A 24454-nucleotide genomic window follows, 5' to 3' on the forward strand; every position below is an offset into this window, starting at 1 on the left:
CTTTTTTTATCAATGAAAAAACAAAAGAGTTTCACTTAGAAAGAATAAAAAGTAAGTTTTTTCTTTGGAAATCTGTTATACTGGTAAGCGTTACAAGTTCCCGAAAGGATTTGTTGTAAAATAGTAGGCTTTTCGATGAAATATTCTTTTTGATATGATGCGAGTGGTGCTACATTTTGTACAAAGATGCCTTGTAACCGAATAAACTTAGGGGGAATACATTATGACAGAGAGACATTTATTTACATCAGAATCCGTTTCTGAAGGACATCCAGACAAAGTTGCCGATCAAGTGAGTGACGCAATACTAGATGCGATTTTAGAACAAGATCCACTGGCCCGTGTGGCATGCGAAACAAGTGTTACAACTGGCTTAGTTTTAGTTTTTGGAGAAATTACGACTACAGCTTATGTAGATATCCAAAAAGTCGTTCGTCAAACGCTGAAAGATATTGGTTATACTCGAGCTAAATATGGCTTTGATGGAGACACGGTTGCTGTTTTAGTGGCAATTGATGAGCAATCACCAGATATTGCACAAGGTGTGGATGATGCACTAGAAACACGTGGTGAGAAAGATACCAAAGATGATATTGGTGCTGGAGATCAAGGCTTGATGTTTGGTTTTGCGGTTGATGAAACCCCAGAATTAATGCCATTACCGATTTCTTTAAGTCATAAACTCGTTCGTCGTTTAGCGCAATTACGTAAAGAGGACAAACTTCCTTATCTACGTCCAGACGCAAAATCACAAGTAACAGTAGAATATGACGAAGACGGTAAACCACAACGTGTAGATACAGTCGTAATCAGTACACAACATGATGAAGAAGCTACGCTGGAGCAGATTCAAGCAGACGTAAAAAAACTCGTTATTGATGAAGTTATCCCAGCAGAATTACTAGATGAAGACACTAAATATTTTATAAATCCGACAGGTCGCTTTGTTATTGGTGGACCGCAAGGCGATGCAGGCTTGACTGGACGTAAGATCATCGTAGATACCTATGGTGGCTACGCTCGTCATGGTGGTGGTGCCTTTTCTGGAAAAGATGCGACGAAAGTCGATCGCTCTGCAAGCTATGCAGCACGCTATATTGCAAAAAACCTTGTTGCTGCAGGTTTAGCTGAGAAAGTTGAAGTTCAGTTAGCCTATGCAATTGGTGTAGCACAACCTGTATCGATTTCGATCAATACTTTTGGAACGAGTGAAGTAGCCGAAAGTAAATTGATTGAAGCGGTTCGTAAAAACTTTGACCTGCGTCCAGCAGGAATAATTGAAATGCTTGACTTACGCCGTCCAATCTACAAACAGACAGCGGCATATGGTCATTTTGGTCGTACAGACATTGAACTACCTTGGGAGCAGACAGACAAAGTCGATGCAATCAAGAAAAGCTTGATGGAGTAAACGAGGCGGCGCTACTAATGAAAATTAGTGGCGCCGTTTTGCTGTGAATCACCACGACTGGCTCCGCCAGAGTGGATGATGAACAGTACTAGGCGACCAAAGGGAGCGTAGTCACCTTACTAGTGAATCACCAAACGCCATAGACTAAATAACAAATAGAGATAGTGAATCACCAAACGCCATAGACTAAATAACAAATAGAGATAGTGAATCACCAAACACCATAGACCGAACAACAAACGGAAGTCAACAATCCACAAAAATAGTCATAAAGTAAGTTACAATAAACCTTCACACCAGTGGTAAAAAAAGTTTAAAATAATGCACAAGTAACTGTATCAAACTAAAAAATAGCAAAAAGGATGGAGATATATGGAAAGAAAAACAAATGTCAAACTTGTAACGATCAGTGTTTTCGTTGCAACCTTTATGACAGCAATCGAAGGAACAATTGTTTCAACCGCAATGCCGACGATTGTCGGATCGCTACATGGTATGGAGATTATGAATTGGGTCTTCTCTATTTACCTACTAACAAATGCGATGTTAACACCGATTTACGGAAAATTAGCAGATAAAGTCGGGCGTAAACCGATTTTTATGATAGGAATTATTATTTTTATTATCGGTTCATCTCTTTGTGGTCTAGCACAAAATATGATCACCTTGATTATTGCTCGAGCAATTCAAGGAATCGGAGCAGGGGCGATCATGCCAGTGGCGTTAACGATTCTTGCAGATATCTATTCGATTGATAAACGTGCAAAAATGCTTGGATTAAATAGTGCAGCGTGGGGAATTGCGAGTATCTTTGGTCCACTTGCTGGTGGCTTTATCGTTGATACAGTTGGTTGGCACTGGATTTTCTTCATTAATGTGCCAATTGGACTTGTCTTGATGGGCTTAATCGCTTACTTCTTAGTGGAACCCAAAAGAGAAAAATCAAAAGTACCAATGGATATCTTGGGTAGTGTTCAGTTGATGTTCGTTTTATTAACGCTATTATTAGGATTCCAATTAATTGGCGATAATGGTTTTGATTTAAAAGTCTTCCTTTGTTTAGGAGCTTCTGTGTTATTCTTTATTAGCTTTATTTTTGTGGAAAAAAGAGCAAAAGATCCTGTTATTGATTTGATGCTGTTTAAAAATTCCACTTTCGTGATCGTCAATATCGTAGCTGCTTTGATCAGCGGATTTTTGATGGGCGTAGAAGTGTATATTCCAATGTGGATGCAAGGTGTATTGGGCAAAAGCGCTGGAATCGGTGGATTAGTATTAGCGCCGATGTCGATTTTATGGATGGTCGGTTCATTTATTGCGAGTAATTTAATGGAGAAACATACAACAAAAAGAGTACTAACGATTGGCTTGAGTATTACGCTATTAGGGGGTATTTTCTTAGTGTTGGTTCCAGCAACGATTTCATTTGTCTGGTTCTTTGCAATCTCTTCTGTTTTAGGCATTGGTTTTGGGATCACGATCACAACAACAACTGTGACAGCGCAAAGCAGTGTGGATCCTTCTGAGATGGGTGTGGCTACGTCATTCAATACATTAGCGAGAACAATTGGGCAAACCTTGATGGTATCGATTTTTGGGGTTATCATCAATGCTGTGACAACTTCTGAATTAGCGAAAAGTACCTTAAAAGTTGATTCGGATGTGATGAATCAGTTGGTTAACCCACATACTGCTAACACGATCCCAGCAGATTTGCTGAAACCATTACGCGGTATGCTGTATGCTGGTTTGCATAACGTTTATTTAGTTGGAATTGGCTTGATTATTGTTGCAATTATTTTAAATGTGAGTGTTAAAAAGAAAATAGCTAATTAGAGGAGTCTATATTTCTTTGTAAAAAATAAACAGACAATACGAAGTTTCGCCATACAAAGTTCATATTTACTTTGTATGATAGAAACATACAAAAAGAAAACAACTTAAGAAAATCATTTTTCATTTTTAACTCCTCCTCCGGCTCGTTCTTCATTGAAGAACGAGTTTTTTTGTGATGTCAGACATTTAGTCAAAAAATAAGTGATTTAATGCTACAATAAAAGAAAACAGAAAATGAGGGATGCTGGATGGCTTTTTTGCAAGCAAATATTTATTCTAATGTATTAGAAATGGAAGTTTCAGTAAATGTTATTTTGCCACAAAAAACAGAGAAAAAAATTGGAACTACAACGAAAGGAAACCTTACAGATGTCCCTGTCATGTATCTGCTTCACGGAATGGGCGGCAATCACAGCGTATGGGAACGCCGGACGTCAATCGAACGTTACGTTGCTGATTTGGGCTTGGCTGTGATCATGCCTTCGACAGATCTTGGTTGGTATACAGATACAAGCTACGACATGAATTATTGGACATTTATCTCAGAAGAGCTACCATTAATTTGCCACGAATTATTTCCACAACTAACAACAAAAAGAGAAAAAACATTTGCAGTAGGACTTTCGATGGGAGGCTATGGGGCGCTGAAACTAGGACTTGCCAAACCAGAAAATTTTGCGGCTGTGGCATCTTTATCAGGAGCGGTCAATTTAGCTGATAGAATCGAAGATTTGTTAGCGGTCAAAGGGAGAAACTTCTGGGAGGGAATTTTTGGACCTTTGGAGCAGGTTCAAGGATCGATCAATGACCCCATGTTTTTACTTAATCAGTTAGTAAACAGTGGAGAGAGTGCGCCCAATATTTTTTTATGCTGTGGGGAAGAAGATTTACTTTTATATGGAAATAAGAAAATGGAGGCAGCCTTGACGGCTAATAAGATCGAACATACATTTGAAACAGGTCCTGGCAATCATGATTGGGTCTTTTGGGATGAGTGGATTCAACGAGTATTGGAATGGTTGCCGTTAGAAAACTAAAAGTGAAAAAGCTTAGACAGATAAAAATGTCTAAGCTTTTTTGCGTATTTAGTATTAGACAAACGTATCTAACCCATTCAAAAACACCCGTAAGGTTTTCATAAAAAAATCCTTCTGCTTTTCTTTTTGTCGATATTGAATGCTTTCGCTGATATTATCCAGCTCTTGTTCTTGAACATATTGTTTCATCAAGATAATTTGCTTTTTCAAATAGTCATCACCAGCCATGACTTTATTGTATAATTTTTTCTCTTCAGAAGAATCCATCAGCATGCCAAAGAGTAAATGCTGTAAAGAAGTGATTGTCATATAACTTAACTCAATAGAAAATCCAGCATCATTCAAAATACCCAGTATTGCGTCAAGATTTCTTAAACGAGAGGGATAAGAAGGAATGGTCTGAATTTCGATTTCGATAGCACAGGGGTATTGTTGGTACAGTTCATAATAATTTTCCATATAAGCATAGAGGGTTTCTTTCCAGTTTTCTTGGTGTGTTGGTGGTATAAAATGATCCTCTATTTCTTCAGCCATACTTTGCAGTAAGGCCTGTTTATTTTCTACATGCCAATAGATTGCGGGCGCTTGAATATTAAGCTTTTGCGCTACTTTACGCATGGATAATTTATCTAATTCAGGATTTTCCGTCAACAATTCAAATGCTGCCTGAATGATTCTTGCTTTTGATAATTTTTCTTCCAAATTTCTCATCCTTTTATCTAAAAAATAGAAGCTAACTTCTTGAATTTCATTTCTAAAAATGGTAAATTGTTATGCAGCCTAATTTTACAGTGTTAAGTTTGTGAAATCAATGGAAATGAATGTGTCTCATTCCTTGACTATGATCACATAATAACATTAAATGATCGTTGAAAGTTGCACAATGAATCAGATATGGCTAGTTTTACTAAGAAAGTTGGGATTAAGTGAGTATTATTCTGGAACATGTCAAAAAGTACAAGCTGGAAGTTTCCATTGCCTTGATTACTGTTGTTGTCATGGTCATGTCGGCTTTATGGCAACCTAAACTATTACAAAAAGTGCTAGAAGCAATTATTAAAGAAGATAAGAGCCAAATGAAAGAACTTGGACTATATTTGATTGGGATCGCAGGTCTGGGGTTGATCGCAGGAGTATTCAATACGATATATTCTGCTAAAGTTGCACAAGGTGTAAGTGCAGATATTCGTGAAGCAACATTTCGTAAGATCCAAACCTTTTCATTTGGGAACATTGAAGAATTTTCAGCTGGAAATTTAGTCGTTCGTTTGACGAATGACGTGACCCAAATTCAAAATGTGATCATGATCGCATTGCAGTCATTATTCAGAATTCCGATTCTGTTTATCGGTAGTTTTATTCTAGCAATGATGACCTTGCCGCAGTTGTGGTGGGTGATCGTCTTACTTGTTGTCGCGGTCTTCATTATCACAGCACTATCTTTTTCGCAAATGGGTAAGCATTTTATGATCATTCAAACATTGATCGATAAAGTAAATGGTTTAGCGAAAGAGAATCTCTTAGGTATTCGTGTCGTTAAATCCTTTGTTCAGGAAAAAAATGAATTAAATCGTTTCAGTAAAGTCAGTGAAGAATTGACGACACATAATTTGATTGTTGGCACACTCTTTTCTGTGATGATTCCATCCTTTATGTTGGCAGCTAACTTAGCTGTTGTAGGGTCGATTTTTCTTGTAAGTAATCTTGTAAAAGATGATCCAACTGTTATCGGTGGCATTGCTTCATTTATGAGCTATTTGATGCAAATCATGATGGCAATCATTATCGGTGGAATGATGATGATGACCTCTCGTGCAGCTGTCTCAATCAAACGGATCAAAGAAGTCATGGATACTGTTCCTGCACTAACATATAAAGATGTACCGGAACAAAATTTAGATGGCAGTGTGGTTTTTGATCACGTTAGTTTCCGTTATCCTGGAGATGAGACCGATACATTGAAAGATATTTCATTTTCTATCAAGCCAGGTGAAATGGTTGGGATCGTAGGTGCGACTGGTGCAGGTAAATCAACCTTAGCACAATTGATTCCTCGATTATTTGATCCTTCTGAGGGAAAAGTGGAAGTTGGCGGAATTGATCTTAAAGAGGTCAATGAGCATAGTTTGCGTAAAGCTGTATCTTTCGTATTACAAAAAGCGATTCTTTTCTCTGGTACGATCTCGCAAAATTTACGTCAGGGAAAACGAGATGCTAGTGAATCTGATATGTCACGGGCAACTGAAATTGCGCAAGCAAAAGAATTTATTGAGAAACTATCATTACAATATGAAGCACCAGTTGCTGAACGAAGCAATAATTTCTCCGGCGGACAGAAACAACGTTTATCTATTTCACGAGGTGTGATCGGCGATCCTAAGATCTTGATTTTAGATGATAGTACGAGTGCTTTAGATGCCCGTTCAGAACGTCTAGTTAGAGAAGCGTTAGATAAGGATTTAAAAGAAACAACAACAATCGTGATCGCCCAGAAGATTTCCTCTGTTGTTCATGCTGACCGTATTTTAGTCTTAGACAAAGGTCAATTAGTGGGTGAAGGAACGCACGAAGAACTAGCTAAAACAAACCCAATCTATCAAGAAATTTACGAAACACAAAAAGGAAAGGATGAAAATAATGACTGATTTAATAAGAGCAAGTAAATTCTTTTTTCATTATTTAAAACGCTATAAACTTTCCTTCTTGTTTATCTTTGTGACAGTTGTCATTGCCACCTATTTACAAGTGAAAGCACCCCAATTTGTTGGTGAAGCAATTCAAGAATTGGCCAATTATGTGGGGGCCTTGATACAAGGAACGGATGATAAGAGTAAGTTTGTGGATATTATTTGGAAGTTATTGATTTTCTATGTGCTGACCAGTGCAGCTAACTTTATTTATAGTATCTTATTTACCCAAGTAGTTGGTAAGTCAACAAATCGGATGCGTATCGGTTTATTCAATAAATTAGAAAAGCTAACGATCCGTTTCTTTGATTCTCATCAAGACGGTGAAATTTTGAGCCGATTTACTAGTGATTTGGATAATATTCAAAATAGCTTGAATCAGGCGTTGTTGCAAGTGCTGACGAATATTGCGTTATTTGTTGGGATCTTGATCATGATGTTCCAGCAAAATGTTCAATTGGCTTGGGCCACGATTGCTTCTACTCCAGTTGCTATCTTGATTGCTGTAGTTGTGATCAGTAAGGCGCGCAAATACGTTGATATCCAACAAGATGAAGTCGGTAAATTAAACGGTTATATGGATGAAAAAATCAGCGGTCAACGTGTCATTATCACCAATGGTCTGCAAGAAGAAACGATTGATGGTTTCTTAGAGCATAATGAAACAGTGCGTAAAGCAACATTTAAAGGACAAGTTTACTCTGGTCTATTATTTCCAATGATGCAGGGAATGTCACTTGTAAATACCGCGATCGTTATTTTCTTTGGTGGTTGGTTAGCATTAAACGGTGATTTGGATAAGACGGTCGCTTTAGGTCTGGTTGTAACTTTTGTTCAATATTCACAACAATATTACCAACCGTTAATGCAGATTTCTTCAGGATACAGCATGATTCAGTTAGCAATCACAGGAGCACGTCGTTTGAATGAAATGTTTGACGAGCCAGATGAAATCAATCCGACAGCTGGCAAAGAAATCGATGGTATCAATCAATCCGTTTCTTTGAACCATGTTGATTTTGGCTATGATCCAGAAGTGCCGATTTTAAAAAATGTTTCAATTAATGTAAGTAAAGGTGAAATGGTCGCTTTAGTAGGTCCGACGGGTTCGGGGAAAACAACGATCATGAATTTATTGAATCGTTTTTATGACGTAAATAGTGGTTCAGTCACATTTGATGGAACGGATATTCGTGAAATTGAATTGAGCAGTTTACGAAGCCACGTGGGAATTGTTTTACAGGATTCAGTGTTATTTTCTGGAACGATTCGAGCAAATATTGCTTTTGGTAAACCTGAAGCAACTGAGGAAGAAATCATCGGAGCCGCTAAACAAGCCAATATTCACGAATTTATCATGGAACAAGAAAAAGGGTATGAGACTGAAATTACTGAAGAAAACAACATTTTCAGTACAGGTCAAAAGCAATTAATCAGCATTGCTAGAACGATCATTACAAATCCATCACTATTGATTTTGGATGAAGCAACCAGTAATGTAGATACTGTAACGGAAGCAAAAATTCAAAAAGCAATGGATGAAGCAATTAAAGGTAGAACTAGCTTTGTCATCGCGCACCGCTTAAAAACGATTTTAAATGCGGATCGTATTGTGGTTTTAAGAAATGGTGAAGTCATCGAAGAAGGAAGCCATCATGAATTATTGGAACAAGCTGGTTTTTATTCGGAGCTTTACCACAATCAATTTGTATTTGAATAATGGGTAAAATAAACTAGTCATTGTTCTGCTAGAAAATCAATACTTTTAAAATTTTAATAAATGGTAATAAAATAGAATTCAACACTAAAATAAGCACTAGAGAGTAAAATCATCTATTGATGGTCGTATTCTCTGGTGCTTATTTTTTAATTTTTGTATTTTCTTCCATATAGAAGGACTCCTGATAATCTTGCTAATGTTTGTCCAGTCTGAGTAGTTGTTCCAGTAAAATCATCTGACCCGCCACTTATATCGGGATGACTTTGTAGGACTAGCCCTTCATTGCTCAACGGATAAGAAGAAAGTTCATTGATGTTTTTTAATCTAGATTTCTTCTTTTTTTTCATAGTCACACTAGCATCATTTACTTTGTGGGGGAATTGATTAGACTCCGTTGAACTTGAACTTGAACTTGAACTTGAACTTGAACTTGAACTTGAACTGGAGGTTTGAGTTGTGTTGCTTTCTTTTTCAGAGCTTGAAAAAGTGTCAGGCGGCGGTGAGGTTGGCTGGACAACGACTGTGGGATTAAGTGGATTCACCGGAGCCCCGCCCTTGTTGTCTTGGGTTGCAAGAACATCAATGGGCGCCACAACCAGTAAGCTAGTTAGCACCACTGCGCTATGGAGAAGGGAGGATGTGAGAATAGTCTTTTTTCGATTGTTTTTGTTCATTAAGCACTGTTTTCCTTTCTTTCATTTCAACTACGATATTACCGAAGTGTTCCCAATCAGAAGCTAGTGGAGGCTTTTTCCAAATAATAAACGCACACGGCAAGTTATTTAATTTGATATCTGATAAATAGAGATCCGTTTTTTCAGAAATTGTGTTTTCTATAACAATATTAAGAAATTTAAATGACTGAATATTTTCAATAATAAACTCGTTATACGCTTTTCCATACAAAAAATCAACACAGACATATACTGGCGTACTAATAATTGTCGTTGGCATATGCTGAATGAGCAAAAATAAGTAATCATATTGAAGTGTGCTTGCTGAATCTGTATGTAACTTTCTCTTCTTCATAAAAGAGTCAATGAATAAAAAGAAATCAGGGTAATTTTCTTTAAAAAAAACAAAATCAGATTCAAAGGAATAAGAAGCATTTATGTGAGTGAAACGAAGGTATCGGTAATGAACCTGTAGTAAACCGTCTCGTAAGCTAGAATAATAGGATGATTCTTCAGTAACATCAAACTCTTTTTTCAACTCTTTTATAAAATGGGCTGTTAAACGAAAGGCATCTGGGCAAAAATTTTTTATATGACTCCTAACTACTTTTGGTTCATAAATGGCTATCATCTGTTCAGCAATTAAGAACGAATAAATAAACGTTACTTCCCGAGAAATTTCTTCTGAGGTTAAATTGGTATAAACAGTGAACCATTCTTTTACGGATGTAATTCTTAAAGAAGCCTCTTCCTCAGTTGGTTCCTCTGTAGAAATAGTATGTCCGCCATACAATCTTTGGAAAATAATGGCTAGGAAAAATTTTAATTTTATTTTTTGTGAATCGGGAAAATTCATCGAGTGCAGCAGCCCGATTTTTTTTAACAGGTTTTCAGATAGATTAAGAATTTCCGTTGAAAAAGGAAATTCTAAGCTATTAAAAGAAAAGAAATAGACATCGAAAAGAAAAATACGAATCGCCGTCTCCACTCCTGAAAATTCTAAATTGGAATTGATACTTATATCATACAAGTCCAGTAACTCATCAAGTTCAGATTTTAACAGATAAGTGGCGGAAAGACTTAAATAGTGATGCGTTGAAAAGTCCTCAAAAGAAAAATGCTCCTCTTTAAAAAGGGCATCTAAAAGTAAAAATAGTTTTGATTCCTTTAAATAATACCATTGGAGAGTTAATAATGAATCTTGTCCTGTTGTGTAAAAATAGACAGTTTTATTTTCAATAACTATCTTAAGATCAGAAATTTGATAAAAGTCGAAGTCTTCAAGTAATTGACCGACTTCTTTTTTTATTACATAGGTAGACAACATCAACTCATTAGATAATTGTTTAAATGAAGCATTTTGCAGAGGTTGTATTTCAAGATAATTTAAAATAGCAAGTCTATATTGGTATTCTTTATTTAAAAACTGCTTCATAAAAACTCTTCTCCTTTAAAATATACTTCAAACTTCCATTATATAGACAAAATTGTGGCAAAACGACAAACAATTTCCGAAAAAAAAGGAAAAAATTAAAAATTATTGATTTAGAAGTGCTTCTCTGGGTTTCCATTTTTTTTGCATTTTTTTCAAAAAAATTGAAATGACAAAAAGAGCGGGTGACAATATAATAATTTATGTCTTAGGGATGCGGTGCACCAAGTCCTCTAGAATAAGGCAAATCGTGTATCAGCTAGAAAGGAGAGGCTAATGATCACAAAGCGGAGAAAAAAACTTTTTTCCAGTACTTATATACTTCTTACGTTGTCTATTCTTTTCGTATTAACGGGAAGTATAACTATGTTTTTTTCTAGTAAAATTTCTGCTCAAGAGAAATCATTGCACTTGAGTACAGCTGAAAGCATAGTTCAAATTGAAAGTATTACGGATTTCACAATTGGTTTAAATGGTGTGGAAGAAAATGCTCTCACGTTGCAGTATCCAAAAAGCTTTCAATTAGAAGAGGAAAAATTTAAGCAAGAAAATAGTGATAAAGTTCAAAATATTGAAGTTGATTCTCGGCAACACCAACTTTCATTTATGCTAAAGAATAAAAATACAACAGAGATTGTGTTTTCTGGTGAGTTCTTAGAGCAAGGTGAACAGAAACTTACGGTTTATGCTGGCGTAGAAAAAGAGCAGCTGCTGATTAGTGTTCAAGGCGCAACAGCTGAAAGTACTTCTGATCAAGTCAAAAGTTCAAACGTGTTGAAAACAACTTCGACTGAAGAGATGACTACACGTTCACTGAGCGATAACACGTTAGAAGCTGTTCAACCAAGAGCTGACATTTTACCAAGCTTCGATTGGAATTTGTTGAACACAGATGGAACGGATCTGTCAACATATGAACAAGTTTCTGTCAATACACCTGTCAAATTAACAGGGAGTGCGTTTGATCAACAGCAACGAGACTACTATATGTTTTTCGGTCATGTTGGGAAAATGAACACCTATAAATATGATACGGGATTCAATACTCAAGGAAACATGTACGCGCCTTTAGGGGAAAAAAGTATGCTGCCACTATTATCACCAATGATGATCGGGGTAAAAAAACAAGTAGCAGCTGAAACAAGCACAGGTCTTTTTGGGTATGATTATTCTTATACTGACAGTAATGTTGGTGGTAGCGGAGCCAATTTTGATATAGGAGAGATAGATTCCCAAACAGGTACAATCTCAAAAGCAGGTATAACTGATCCCGTAAATCTATCAGTATCGAAAACCTGGATCATTTCTCAGTATGTAAAAGAAAATGAAATCTTGTCATATGGATTTGTAGCAAAACAAGTAATAGGAAATAAGAAAGAAACATTTTATCAACCTGTCAGAGTCCATGGATATGTAGTAAGTAAAGGAACTGGGAGAATTCGTTATGACATTTCTTTTTACAATGAGGATCAAGAAGAAAAAGAGTATGCATTGACTTATGGAGCGCATATGGACGTCGGAGGTGCTCATACAAATTCAAGGCTGTTTTCATATGGTGAATCAGGGTTGTATTTCGATGAACCTACTAAAACACCAGTGGATAAATTGCCAGCACGTATTTATTTTTATATGAATAATGGCTATGGCAATCAGGTAGGTCCGGCAGACTACAAATCAGGGAATTTATATGAAACTACCACGAGCTCAGGAAAGCAAGCCTTATATAAAATTGGGTATTGGAGTGATATCAAAATTCAAAGGTGGTTAAACCCTATGAATGGTTATACAACTCCCTATGAACCTTGGGATCCATTCCAACCTATGGGATACGAGTTTCCGTTAAAGCATCCAGTTTTTGCATTACGATGGAATAAAATAAATGTCAAACCTAATGATGTCGGTACAGGCTCTTTAGATTTATCAATCGAAGAACCAGCACCCATTTTGCCAGTAGCAGAAAAAAACTATACAAATGAAAGCTCAACAAACAATGTAAATCGCGTAGGCGATACTCTGTCTTTCAGTTTAACAGCCATGAACAGAGGCGATATAGATATTTGGGAACAAGTCAACCTAACAGATACCTTACCTAAGGAACTAGAGCTGGATACGTCCTCATTAATTCTAGTAGATGAAAATGGAATAGAAAGTCAGCTTGATCCAGCAATTTATGATGAAAAAATGCATAAGTTTACTGCAGGAGCGTATAATATTTCACCTAAGAAACAGATTGAAATAAAATACAAAGCTAAAATCATTTCAGGGATCGATCAAACAATCATCAATAAATTTACTGCGACTAATCAAAAAGCTGAGACAGCCGAAGCGGAAGTCCAGATTCCTGTTAGTGAACGTCTAGACTTCAAACTAAAAGAAGAGGTTTTTCATGAAGATGGTACAGTTGCCGAAAAGGCAAATCAAGGGGAAACATTATTATATCGAACAACCATTTTCAACCCGAATAGTTTAGGCAAACTAAATTATCGAAGTCTTCAAGGTTATATACCATTGGACACTAATTTGGAGAATGTGAAAGAAGGAACACTGAAAGATCAATCCGGCAACATAATTGGGATCGTTGTTTATAGCGCTGCTTCTAATAGTGTCATTTATTCTGGAAACTATCTTGAAGAGACGGATATTCTTCCTATTAATCAAGATATTTATGTTGAATATAAAGCAACCGTTAAACAAGACACACCAGATGGATCATTGATTAAAGCCCAGGCTAATTTTTGGGCGGACTTTAAAAATGATACTGCGCTAGATCAAGACGACAAACCCACTTCTAATGAGGTACAAACAGAGATTGTGACCAAAAGAGGAGACTTACTGTTCGTTTCGGCACCAACAGTCCTTGATTTTGGTGAAAATCTAAAAATTTCTGCAAAAAATAAAAGTTATCCGATCGCTTCAAAAGATGATGCTCTTGTTGTAGAAGATTATCGTGGTACAGGGGAACATTGGTCGATGACAGCTACTTTGTTAAAAGAATTAAGCAGTACTTCTGGACATCAACTAACAAACAGTTTGCACTATAAAAACCAAAATCAGGATTATATCTTTACTTTGGGGAATGCTATTCCAGTTATAGAAAAAGAGACAACCGATGAACAGGGAGTAGATATTTCTGCTGATTGGGCAAGCACGAACAATGGTCCCTTTTTAGATGTAAAAGCTGGTCAACCACGTGCTGAAAAATATTCAGGCTCCATAAAGTGGACATTGCAAGATGTTCCAGCCAATGACCAGGAATAGGAGAAGAAGCAAATGAAAAAAAGACAAGTTTTTGTTGTGTTGTTGTCACTATGCGGTCTCTTCTTTCTACTGATTGGAGGCCAACAAGTACAGGCAGATGAACATCAAGAATATGGATCACCGGCTGGGGTTGGATTTTATGGTTCTTATGAATATCCCGAAGAAGAATCTCAACCAGATGACTCTTCAACTGAAGGGTCTACAGAAATACCTTCCCCGGAAAAGCCAATAGAGGATGAGCCGCCTCAACGTGAAACTGGTATTAATCAATTAACCAGTAAACCTGTAGGAAGAGTATTTCCTCATACAGGGGAAATGAATAACCGCTATATTGGATTGATCGGTAGTTTGATTGTCGTGATGGCTATATTGATCGTCCTTATAAATAGAAAAAAGAGTAAAGAGGAGAACGTATAATGAAATTTATCAATTTAAAATCAGCAGCAGTATTAATGATTCTAGGATCAATGACTGCTTCAGGAATGAACGCATATGCAGAGGAAAATTATGAAAGAAACTATCAAAGTGGCGGTCTCGTTGAATTTGTTCCGGATACAGATCCAACTGATCCCGTTGATCCAACGAATCCAGATCCTAACAATCCTGTGGCGCCTTGGGATCCAACAACACCTGACCACAAACCGACCCCAGGAACAGATGGCCCATTAAGTATAGATTTTGCATCAAGCATTGACTTTGGTAAAAATAAAATTACCAACAAAGATGAATTATACTATGCAGAACCACAATATTTATGGAATGAAGATCATTCAGACTTTGAACCAGCTTCTGCAAAACCTAACTATGTCCAAATATCTGATAAACGTGGAACAAACGGTGGTTGGACACTGACAGTTAAACAAGATGCACAATTCAAAAATGAAGCAACATTAAACAAAGAGTTAACAGGTTCACAGATTAAATTTACGCAAGGTCAAGCTGCGTCAAATAGCACAAGTGTAGTAGCACCAAAAACTGTTGATATGACTTTAGTGCCAGGAACAACTACCAACGTTATGGCAGCAGATAAAGGTGCGGGCGCAGGTACTTGGGTAGACCGTTTTGGCACACTTGAAGAGGTTGAAATCAATGGTCAAACAGTGAAAAAAAATAAAGCAATCACGTTATCTGTACCAGGAACAACACCAAAAGATGCAGTGAAATATGAAACAACATTAATTTGGTCCTTAACAGATGTACCAGGAAATGCAACAGAAGCAGAATAATCATAAAAAAATAATGAAATAGACAGAGGAGAATAACAACATGAAATCAATCAAATTAGCAACAACAGCAGGAGTATTATTATTTAGCACAGTATTATTTGGCACACAAGCACTAGCTGCACCAGGTGTTTTGCCTGCAAATCGTGACACAGATGCACAAGTAAAATTTATAGAAGATGATGCGCCAACCGATCCTACTGATCCAACCAACCCAGATCCAGAAAAACCAGTTGTTCCAGTAGATCCAACCAACCCAGATCAACCAGTAGAACCAGGTACAAATGGACCGTTAAGTTTAGATTATGCTTCAATTTTAGACTTTGGGACGCAACTGATTTCTAACAAAAATCAAACCTACTTTGCAAAACCTCAATATTTAAAAGACAAAGATGGCAATGTTGACGAAGTAAATCCAGTACCTAACTACGCTCAAGTAACAGACAAACGTGGTGGTGAAAAAGGCTGGGCGCTTAGTGTGAAACAAAATGGTCAATTTAAATCGTTAACAAATAAAAAAGAATTAACTGGTGCCCAAATCACTTTCCTAAACGGTGAAGCAGCTACAGTATCTTCTTCAAACGCCCCAAGTACTGTGAAAGAAACATTCAGCTTAGGGACTGATGGTATTGGTGTAGCTGAAAATGTGATGGCTGCAACTACAGGCGAAGGCTTTGGTACTTGGGTTTATCGTTTTGGGGATGCAACAACAATGAAAGAAAGTATTAAATTAGACGTTCCAGGTTCTACAGTTAAAGAAGCAGATACTTACAAAACAACTTTAACTTGGACTTTAACAGATATTCCAGAAAACACTGAAGAATAAACATAAGAGTAACATGTTTAGAATGAGATAAGATCTGGTGAAAATTAGTAAATTCAAACTCTGAGTAGCGAGAAGTAATTAAGAGCGTTGATGAGAGAATAAGTAATACTTATTTTCTCACCAACAATCAGCTGCAAATCACTCAATTAAACAAGCGAAGCATACTATTTTTATCTGTTCTTTTCTTGATTCTATTTACATATGCAAATATAGGAGGAAAATAATAATGTTAAAATTAAAAAGGTTATGGATTTTTTCTTTAATCCTATTTATTAGTTTAGTAGGTTTTATGCCAAAAGTAGAGGCTTCAGAACTAAAATTTAGTGTTGAACCGGTACTTCCAGAAAATCAAAGGAGTAAAGGACATACTTATTTTGATTTGAATATGAAACAAAATCAAAAGCAAACACTAAAAGTCCACATGCGCAATGATACAGATAAAGAAGTAATTGTGAAGCCATCCATTCATGCAGCGACAACGAATATCAATGGTGTTGTTGAATATGGTGAGTCAAATACCAAGGTTGATGAGACAATTCAATATAATATTGAAGACATTGTTAAATCGTCTGTGGACGAGATCAAGGTTCCAGCTAATGGAGAAACAGACTTAGACTTGAATGTTCAAATGCCAGAAGCAAAATTTAAGGGAGTTTTAGCAGGAGGAATTACTTTAGAAGAAAAAGAAGCAGAAAAAAAAGAGGAAAAAAATAAAGCACAAGGGCTGGCTATTGAAAATAAATATGCCTATGTTGTAGCTGTTGTCTTACATGAATCAGAGGAAAAAGTTGCTTCAGAATTAAAACTTGCCAAAGTAGAACCTGGACAAGTAAATGTTCGAAATGTGATTAATGCAACGATTCAAAATACTCAACCTAAGTATATGAACCAACTATCCGTCAATACAAAGATTACTAAAAAGGGCGAAAAAGAGGTATTATACTCTTCTGAAAAAGAAGGGATGCAAATGGCACCGAATAGTTCTTTCGACTATCCAGTCTCACTAAAAGGAGAAGCGTTGAAGCCAGGTAAATATACATTGGACATGACAGCAACCTCTATGAAACAAGATTGGCATTTTACCCAAGATTTTGAAATTAAAGCCGATGTTGCTAAAAAACTAAATAAAACAGACGTAAGTATTAAAAAGGAAAATAACTGGATGTATCTCTTGATTGCTCTTTTATTTATTTTAATTATCATTTTACTGGTGGTACTCTTATTTAAGAAGAAAAAAGAAAAACAGGTGAATACCAACAAAGGAAAATTGAAAAAGAAAAAAAAGAAGAATAAGAGCCGATAATACTAAATCGTTTATTTGAATAGGTCAAATGAAGGAGAGGCTTTCAGCTTCAGTGGGTTAATTTTTACAAGGATAATGTTTTTGTAAATACGAATATAAATCGAGATAAGAGGGTCTGATTTTATTTCGATTTTACGCGTATTTGGATCCAGTGAATAGAAATAAACATAAGGTGTGAACAAAAATGAGTACTATAGGGTTAATATATATGAGAGTTGAGGAAGAAGAAGTCAAGACCGACTACTTAGAAGAATATCAAGAAATTTCTTTATTAAGCAACAAAGCAGAACTTTTTGAACGATTAAATCAGTTTGAGGGCGTTATTATTGTTGAAGAAGAAAAAAATAAGTTAGGTGAAACTTGCGAATTGATTATGGCAATTAAAAAGCAATCGGCTTGTTTTATTTGGCTTGTTTCAGCTCTAGAAAAAGACATGGAAAAGCTAGTCTATCTACAATTAGGTGTTGATTTTGTCATTAATAAAAATTCTAGTAAAATGGAAAAAGAGTTGATCGTAAAAAACTCAATGCGCAGAAGTTATGTGTTAAAAGCAGAAAATGAGACTGAGCAACCTAATGTAGCCTTATCTGAAGAAAATGAAATGAAATTTGACTTAATACCTGAAAATTTAAGTGTGAGAATCAACGGAGGGACGGAAGTTTCCTTGACTAAATTAGAATTTCAATTATTAGGTCTGCTATTCGAAAATCCCAGGGTAACTTTTACCTATGAAGCGCTACAAAAACATCTATATGGAAATATTTCTGAGGATCGCCAATACCGTATAACCAATCTAATGTATCATTTAAGAAAAAAAATCAATAAAGTAGATGACCCGAAGAATCATTATATCAAGACCGTTCGCTCAAGAGGGTACATGTTTACTTATAAAAAATCTAATTAGTCTGCAGCTGAAAGTTGATCCGAATCTGGGGAAATTAACCACAAAAATAGGAAGTATTTGTAAAATATATACATTAAAAATAAGTAGTAGAGCAAAACATTGTCCGTTTTGCTCTACTACTTATTTTTTTTCAATACAAAACAAAATCGGCGGATTGTTTCTCTGATTAACAAACTGGTAAGTCAAGACGCTATATTCTTCTTGAGGTAGTTTTTGAGAATAGTCTTGGACTAATGCTAATTCTGCTTCACCGCCTGTATGTCCATAATAAACAACTAAAATAATCCGTCCTTTAGGCTTTAATCTAGTCAGTATAGCATCTAAGGCTTTTTTAGTTGTATCTGGTTTTGTGATGATTTGTTTGTCACTTTTAGGAAGATATCCCAGATTAAAGACAGCGGCAGTCAGGCTTGTTTCTGTTGGGATCGTCTCTTCAATGGTTTCGTGCCCCTTATGAAACAAAGTAACTTGTTCTGTTAAGCCTAATTCAGTGAGTTTTTTTTCAGTGTTTATCAAGGCTGCTTCTTGTATATCAAATGCATAAACTAAGCCTTTCGAACCAACAAGCTGTGCTAGAAATGCTGTATCATTGCCATTGCCCATAGTAGCATCGACAACGGAAGCACCTGGTTCTACCACTTCTTTTAACAGTGTATGGCTAAAATGAAGAGCTGTTTGCAACATTAAGCAAGCACCTCCTTGCGGACATTATAAATTCCTTGGACACTATTGCGACGTTTCATTTCATCATCAATTGCATTTAACACTTCCCATTTTTTTAAACTCCACATCGGGCCAACTAATGAATCAGCTGGTGCATCGCCTGTTAAGCGGTGAATCACGATCTCTTTGGGAATCATTTCCAATTGATCACAAATAACAGTGACATAGTCTTCTCGGGTCATTAATTGTAAACGTCCCTCATGATAATCTCTCAGCATCCGTGTATTAGTCATAAGGTGCAGTAAGTGTAATTTAATCCCTTGTATATCTGAGTCGAGGATCGTCCGACGAACATTTTCTTTCATCATCTCCAGACTTTCACCAGGTAAACCGTTGATTAAATGAGTACAAACACGGATATTATGTTTGCGCAATTTCGCTACGCCTTCTAAATAGGTTTGATAGTCATGTGCTCGATTGATCGTATGACTGGTGTTTTCATAGGTTGTTTGTAAGCCTAGTTCTACCCATAAATAATAGCGTTGATTTAATTCTGCTAAATAGTCAACAACATCATCTGGTAGGCAATCAGGACGTGTACCGATGGAAATGCCGACCACGCCTTTTTCATTGACTACTTGTTCAAAGCGATGTCGAATGACCTCAACAGGTGCATGAGTATTTGTGAAATTTTGAAAATAAACAATATATTGATCGACTTGAGGCCATTTTTTATGCATCATTTGAACCTCTTTTTGAAATTGAATCGGTAAAGGATCTTGTGGTGCAACGATCATATCACCTGAGCCTGATACACTGCAAAAAGTACAACCGCCTTTAGCAACAGTCCCATCACGATTAGGACAATCAAATCCGCCATCTAAGGGGACTTTAAAAATTTTTCCGCCAAACTGCTGGCGTAAAGCATAATTCCATGTGTGATAGCGTTTATTCGGATCTTCTGTATATGGAAACTCAGACATTGTCATTCTTCTTTCTATTGTTGTTTACTTTTAAAGCGCCAAACAAAGCGTTTTTCTAAATAGATTGGATACGTCATCAACAGCCAAGCTAAGCCAAAACAGAATCCACCTAAAACATCACTAGGGAAATGAACACCTACATAGATTCTGCTGATACCAATCAGAAAAATTCCTAATCCTAAAAGAATTTGTAAAAATAAACAAAGATTTTTTTGTTTAATAAATTGCGGTAGTAGTAAAATGATTGTTCCATATAATAAGACACTTCCAGTAGAATGCCCACTTGGAAAACTGTAACTATGTTCTGTTACTAAATGATTTAATGTTGGGCGCGGACGCATAAATAGTAATTTGATCAAAGGGTTCGCCAAACCAGCAATCAAGCCTGTATTAATTAACAGCCAGAGAACCTCCGCATAATATTTTCCTCTAAATAATATAAAAGCAATTGCTAAAGTAAGAATCCCGACAGTCAATGGATCAGCGAATCTTGTATACCAAATAAAAAATTGATTAGCAAAAGGATACGGAGTTCTTGCGAGTGCAGTGATGGTCTGATCAAAACCGTTTAACCAACTTGGATAAAAACGTACCACGTAACCTAAAAACATAAAAACAACTAAAAAACAGCTGCCTGCAAATTGATAATATAATTTATTCTTCATTAAAAGGTCCTTTCCAAATTAGATAAAGCCTATTATAACATCAAATAAATAAGAAGGCATCTGAGAATCCGGAAAAAAGAAGCCTATATGAAAACTTTAAAAGTTTCATATAGGCTTCAAAAGTAAGAAGAGAATTAATCATCTTCTCCATCTTCATAATCTGATGGTCCATCAACCGAAATGTCACCAGAATTTGTTTGCAATGTGAATGATTTTGTTCCTTTTCCACGTTTGAAAGATGTTCTTTCCTTACCGAAAATCGTGCTATCACCCAATTGAGTTTTTGTTTTGATTGTTACATCATACAAAATTTCTTCTGTATTTACTTGAATATCTCCTTGTTGAGATTCAACTAGCAGTTTTTTAGGAATTTCTGTTCCGTATAATGAAAAACTGCCATTAGTAGTTTTGGCTTGTGCCTCACCTTTTAGATTCGTTACTTGAATATCACCATTGCTCGTCTCAATGTTAGTGATGCCCTTGATGTCACTTAAGGAAATGGAACCAGAGGTACTGTTTGCAGACCATTTTGAAGCAGTAAAATCATTTACTTGGATATCGCCGTTGGTCGTTTGGAAAGTCGCTTCATCTGCACGTACATCATTAAAGACGTTAAGATAACCATTTGTTGTTTTAATCGATAATTTTTCAGCATTAACATCATTAACATTGATATCAGAGTTGGTAAAGGCAATGGCTAAATCTTTTGTTGCTGCATTTGAAAGGTGGATAGAACCCTCAGCTTTGCCATCAATAATCAAGCGTTCAGTGTCATCTGGAATCGTTAATGTCACAGCTGAACCTCTATCAAAAAAACCAAATTTCAGACCTTCAAATTCCTTTTTTCTCTGGTCGCTATTTGCTGAGATCAATAATTGATTGTTTTTTTCCTTAACATCTAAGGTGCTTTTTATAGAAACTGGTAAGGAACTGCGAGAGTTCATTACAACCTTATTAGAATTTTCAGTCAGGATATAAAATTCAGCATTGCCAGAAAGATTTAGATGAATCTCTTTTTTACTTTGCTTATCTTTTATCTCATAAGTTTGTTTTTTTACATCGACCATAGAATTTTCAGCACGCCTGAAATAAACAGCACCACCTATTCCACCGACGATCATAGCTAAAACACCAATAGTTAGAAAAAAAGCAGTTGTCTTTTTCATATTAAACCTCTCCCCTTAAGACACGAACGTTCCATTGTAGATAACGTTGTAGACATTTTCCAAAAAATTTTGTTAATGGCGTTAGGATCAATAATCCAACAATTCCAGCACCAGAAAGGAAAATACTAGCAAACAACTGGAACATCGCTCCATCATTGAAGCCGGTAAAGACTGAGATTCCTCCTAAAATAGGTGAAAACAAGAAGACAACGCCAACTAGCCAAAAAGCGAAGAAAACCATAATAAAAGCAAAAATTATCCAAAACATAAAGAGAAAATTAAAAGAAAGAACGCCAGCAATTTGACAGAATCTTGTAAAACCATTATGGTGCGGACGTTCATAAGAACGGTAAGGATCCTCATAAGGATGTTCAAGTTCTTCCTCATAATAATAGTCATTGTTTACAACTGGTTGAATCTCCTGCCAGCCATCACGTTCAATTCTTTTTTCAGGAACGGAAATATCAAACTCCTGTAAAATTTCTTCAGCGATTCCTCGTGGTTTTCCTAAGCTTTTAGCAATCTGTTCTTCTGTGTCACCTTCAGCCAAACGTTCTTCAAAAATTGTTTCATATTTGTTCAAGATAAGAGCTTGTTGTTGGCTATTCAAAGGCTTTAAGTAGATTTTCAATTCGATTAAAAAATGCTCTTTATTCATTATTTTCCCCCATTTCATTTTATCGTCAGTTTACTTCTTCTCCACTATAATTTTTTTTGGGAGCAATAACAAGCCTTTGGTCAAAAAATCAGCCTAAGGTAAAGAGGTTGGTCAGTCTTAAGACCTAGTCAGAATGTCAAAAAAAGGGTAAAAGCCTATAGAAAAAACAAATCAATGGTAGGTACGAAATATTTTACATTTTTATTTATATATTCAGGAAATAAAATAAAAAAATATTTCTATTTTCTTTAAAAAAAGGGTATACTATAAATCAAGGATTACTTTTTTAGAAAATTCGGAGGATACATTATGAAGAAGTACGTAATATCAAGAAAAGAGCGGAGGAAAGCCGAACAGAACAAGCTTGCTTACGATCAGTTAAAAAAAGGAACCACTATGCTTAGCTCAGCGCTCGTTGTTTCCTCGATTGCTGCACCGATTGCCGCGCCAAAAATAGCAGAAGCTGCAGAAGATCAAAGTTCAAGCGCACAAGTAAGTTACTCAGATACAATGACACATACAGAAGCCGTTCAAGCAGAAACGACGACTGACTCAAACGATTCGATGACACAAGAAACTCAGACGACAGCGCCTGAAACATCTTCAAGTGAAGCGACATCTGAAACAGTGGAATCATCAGAATTAAATACATCAGAAACAACACAAAGTACTGAGGCAACTGAATCTACAGAAAAATCAACTGAAACAACAGACTCTTCAACCACCGAAACAGAAACCGAAGAATCAACAGAACCGAATCTTATGATGCGTTCAGCCTTTGCTCAATCTAGAAGTATCAGCCCATCCACGTTCATCGCTGAAATCGCTGGACATGCTCGTTCTGTTGCAGCAGCGAATGACTTATATGCATCTGTGATGATGGCCCAAGCAATCCTTGAGAGTGATTGGGGCAGAAGTACTTTAGCCGCAGCACCAAATCATAATTTATTCGGAATCAAAGGAAGTTATCAAGGACAATCTGTGACCATGAAAACATGGGAAGTTATCAATGGACAATGGGTTCAAGTAAACGCCGCTTTTAGAAAATACCCTTCTTATTCGGAATCATTCAGTAATAATGCTGCTGTTTTGAAAACGACATCTTTTCAAGCAGGGGTTTACTATTATTCAGGTGCATGGAAAAGCAACACGAATTCTTATAAAGATGCAACTGCTTGGCTGACTGGACGTTATGCAACAGATCCAGGATATAATACAAAGTTGAATAATATTATTACAACGTATAATTTAACTCAATACGATACTCCTTCATCTGGTGGCGGAAATACAGGCGGAACTACGCCTGGCGGAGGCAGTACAGGCGAAAATACTGGCAATAATAATAATACAGGCGGTGGAACTAGCAGTCAAAATGTGACCCATACAGTAAAAGCTGGGGATAGTTTATGGGCGCTGTCTGCAAAATACGGTATATCGATCGCTACTATTAAAAGCTGGAACAATCTTTCTAGCGATGTTATTTACGTCGGTCAAAAACTGGTTGTGAAAAAAGAATCAGGAAACTCTGGAAGTACAGGCGGAAGTAATTCAGGCGGAAATACAGGCGGTTCCGGAAATACAGGCAACACAGGAACGTCAAGTACTTATTACACAGTAAAATCAGGTGATTCGCTGTGGGCGATCGCCAATGCAAACGGTATAAGTATCACTAATTTACGTCAATGGAATAGTTTAAGCGGGGATATCATTTACCCAGGTCAAAAGCTGATTGTTAAAAAGGGTTCTGGAAACACTGGTGGGGGCAACACAAGCGGCAATACTGGCGGTTCAACAGGAAATTCAGGGGGTTCTAGCAATGCAGGAGCATCAAGTACTTATTACACAGTAAAATCAGGTGACTCGCTGTGGGCAATCGCCAATGCAAATGGTATAAGTATCGCTAATTTACGTCAATGGAATAGCTTAAATGGTGATATCATTTATCCAGGTCAAAAATTAGTTGTGAAAAAAGGCTCCGGAAGCACTGGAGGCAATACAAACAGCGGCA

The 24454-nt window shown here is 36.5% G+C and carries 20 protein-coding genes and 1 riboswitch; of the genes, 12 read left to right on the forward strand and 8 right to left on the reverse strand.

Annotated features, from left to right (window positions below):
- Window positions 1-85 precede the first annotated feature (85 nt).
- A riboswitch (SMK box riboswitch) is annotated at window positions 86-226 on the forward strand.
- The 3 genes from metK (at window position 224) to RV15_RS17085 (ending at window position 4284) form a co-directional block, all read left to right on the forward strand.
- On the forward strand, window positions 224-1411 hold the full coding sequence (gene metK / locus RV15_RS17075; RefSeq protein WP_071879207.1) for a methionine adenosyltransferase: 1188 nt from the start codon (window positions 224-226) through the stop codon (window positions 1409-1411). Its footprint overlaps the riboswitch before it by 3 nt.
- Before the next feature lie 372 nt (window positions 1412-1783).
- Window positions 1784-3247 (forward strand): MDR family MFS transporter, encoded by a 1464-nt coding sequence (locus tag RV15_RS17080; RefSeq protein ID WP_071879208.1) that lies wholly within the window; start codon window positions 1784-1786, stop codon window positions 3245-3247.
- A gap of 248 nt (window positions 3248-3495) precedes the next feature.
- Complete coding sequence (locus tag RV15_RS17085; RefSeq protein WP_071879209.1) at window positions 3496-4284, forward strand: alpha/beta hydrolase; 789 nt, start codon at window positions 3496-3498, stop codon at window positions 4282-4284.
- A gap of 54 nt (window positions 4285-4338) precedes the next feature.
- Here RV15_RS17085 and RV15_RS17090 read toward each other — a convergent pair whose 3' ends face one another.
- A complete protein-coding gene (locus RV15_RS17090; RefSeq protein WP_071879210.1) occupies window positions 4339-4986 on the reverse strand; it encodes a TetR/AcrR family transcriptional regulator C-terminal domain-containing protein in 648 nt (215 codons plus the stop codon).
- A 224-nt stretch (window positions 4987-5210) separates the two neighbouring features.
- Between RV15_RS17090 and RV15_RS17095 the strand changes: the two genes are divergently transcribed.
- On the forward strand, window positions 5211-6929 hold the full coding sequence (locus RV15_RS17095; protein WP_071879211.1) for an ABC transporter ATP-binding protein: 1719 nt from the start codon (window positions 5211-5213) through the stop codon (window positions 6927-6929).
- Window positions 6922-8691 (forward strand): ABC transporter ATP-binding protein, encoded by a 1770-nt coding sequence (locus tag RV15_RS17100; RefSeq protein WP_071879212.1) that lies wholly within the window; start codon window positions 6922-6924, stop codon window positions 8689-8691. The genes RV15_RS17095 and RV15_RS17100 overlap by 8 nt, the downstream gene beginning before the upstream one ends.
- A gap of 146 nt (window positions 8692-8837) precedes the next feature.
- On the opposite strand, the gene RV15_RS17105 is transcribed toward RV15_RS17100, so the two are convergent.
- Both RV15_RS17105 and RV15_RS17110 read right to left on the reverse strand, forming a co-directional pair.
- Entirely contained in the window at window positions 8838-9308 is a 471-nt protein-coding gene (locus tag RV15_RS17105; protein WP_217265838.1) for a hypothetical protein, read from the reverse strand.
- Window positions 9309-9312: 4 nt separating this feature from the next.
- Window positions 9313-10800 carry a helix-turn-helix domain-containing protein gene (locus RV15_RS17110; protein WP_071879214.1) on the reverse strand — a complete coding sequence of 496 codons (1488 nt, stop codon included), beginning with the start codon at window positions 10798-10800 and terminating at the stop codon, window positions 9313-9315.
- A gap of 363 nt (window positions 10801-11163) precedes the next feature.
- On the opposite strand from RV15_RS17110, the gene RV15_RS17115 reads away from it, so the two are divergent.
- The 6 genes from RV15_RS17115 to RV15_RS17140 all read left to right on the forward strand — a co-directional run bounded on the left by RV15_RS17115 (window position 11164) and on the right by RV15_RS17140 (window position 18311).
- On the forward strand, window positions 11164-14055 hold the full coding sequence (locus RV15_RS17115) for a WxL domain-containing protein (RefSeq protein WP_071879215.1): 2892 nt from the start codon (window positions 11164-11166) through the stop codon (window positions 14053-14055).
- 12 nt (window positions 14056-14067) lie between these two features.
- Window positions 14068-14472, forward strand: a complete 405-nt coding sequence (locus RV15_RS17120; protein WP_071879216.1) for an LPXTG cell wall anchor domain-containing protein — start codon at window positions 14068-14070, stop codon at window positions 14470-14472.
- Window positions 14472-15281 (forward strand): WxL domain-containing protein, encoded by an 810-nt coding sequence (locus tag RV15_RS17125; RefSeq protein WP_071879217.1) that lies wholly within the window; start codon window positions 14472-14474, stop codon window positions 15279-15281. Before RV15_RS17120 ends, RV15_RS17125 begins: the two co-directional genes overlap by 1 nt.
- 40 nt (window positions 15282-15321) lie before the next feature.
- Window positions 15322-16104 carry a WxL domain-containing protein gene (locus RV15_RS17130; protein WP_071879218.1) on the forward strand — a complete coding sequence of 261 codons (783 nt, stop codon included), beginning with the start codon at window positions 15322-15324 and terminating at the stop codon, window positions 16102-16104.
- 226 nt (window positions 16105-16330) lie between these two features.
- Window positions 16331-17407 (forward strand): WxLIP family cell surface protein, encoded by a 1077-nt coding sequence (locus RV15_RS17135; RefSeq protein ID WP_071879219.1) that lies wholly within the window; start codon window positions 16331-16333, stop codon window positions 17405-17407.
- A 184-nt stretch (window positions 17408-17591) separates the two neighbouring features.
- Window positions 17592-18311, forward strand: a complete 720-nt coding sequence (locus RV15_RS17140; RefSeq protein WP_071879220.1) for a winged helix-turn-helix domain-containing protein — start codon at window positions 17592-17594, stop codon at window positions 18309-18311.
- 120 nt (window positions 18312-18431) lie between these two features.
- On the opposite strand, the gene mnmM is transcribed toward RV15_RS17140, so the two are convergent.
- The 5 genes from mnmM to RV15_RS17165 all read right to left on the reverse strand — a co-directional run bounded on the left by mnmM (window position 18432) and on the right by RV15_RS17165 (window position 22446).
- Window positions 18432-18995: a tRNA 5-(aminomethyl)-2-thiouridylate-methyltransferase MnmM gene (gene mnmM / locus RV15_RS17145; protein WP_071879221.1), complete on the reverse strand. Its 564-nt coding sequence runs from the start codon at window positions 18993-18995 to the stop codon at window positions 18432-18434.
- A complete protein-coding gene (gene mnmL / locus RV15_RS17150) occupies window positions 18995-19957 on the reverse strand; it encodes a tRNA modification radical SAM protein MnmL/YtqA (protein WP_071879222.1) in 963 nt (320 codons plus the stop codon). Before mnmL ends, mnmM begins: the two co-directional genes overlap by 1 nt.
- Before the next feature lie 14 nt (window positions 19958-19971).
- On the reverse strand, window positions 19972-20622 hold the full coding sequence (locus RV15_RS17155) for a phosphatase PAP2 family protein (protein ID WP_071879223.1): 651 nt from the start codon (window positions 20620-20622) through the stop codon (window positions 19972-19974).
- A gap of 134 nt (window positions 20623-20756) precedes the next feature.
- A complete protein-coding gene (locus tag RV15_RS17160) occupies window positions 20757-21788 on the reverse strand; it encodes a DUF4097 family beta strand repeat-containing protein (RefSeq protein ID WP_071879224.1) in 1032 nt (343 codons plus the stop codon).
- Window position 21789: 1 nt separating this feature from the next.
- Window positions 21790-22446 carry a DUF1700 domain-containing protein gene (locus RV15_RS17165; protein WP_071879225.1) on the reverse strand — a complete coding sequence of 219 codons (657 nt, stop codon included), beginning with the start codon at window positions 22444-22446 and terminating at the stop codon, window positions 21790-21792.
- A gap of 309 nt (window positions 22447-22755) precedes the next feature.
- Here RV15_RS17165 and RV15_RS17170 point away from each other — a divergent pair.
- Window positions 22756-24454: LysM peptidoglycan-binding domain-containing protein (locus tag RV15_RS17170; RefSeq protein ID WP_071879226.1), on the forward strand; the 1699-nt coding region annotated here is incomplete at its 3' end.

The sequence above is a fragment of the Enterococcus silesiacus genome, assembly GCF_001886225.1.
In the GTDB taxonomy this organism is placed as follows: Bacteria; Bacillota; Bacilli; order Lactobacillales; family Enterococcaceae; genus Enterococcus_L; species Enterococcus_L silesiacus.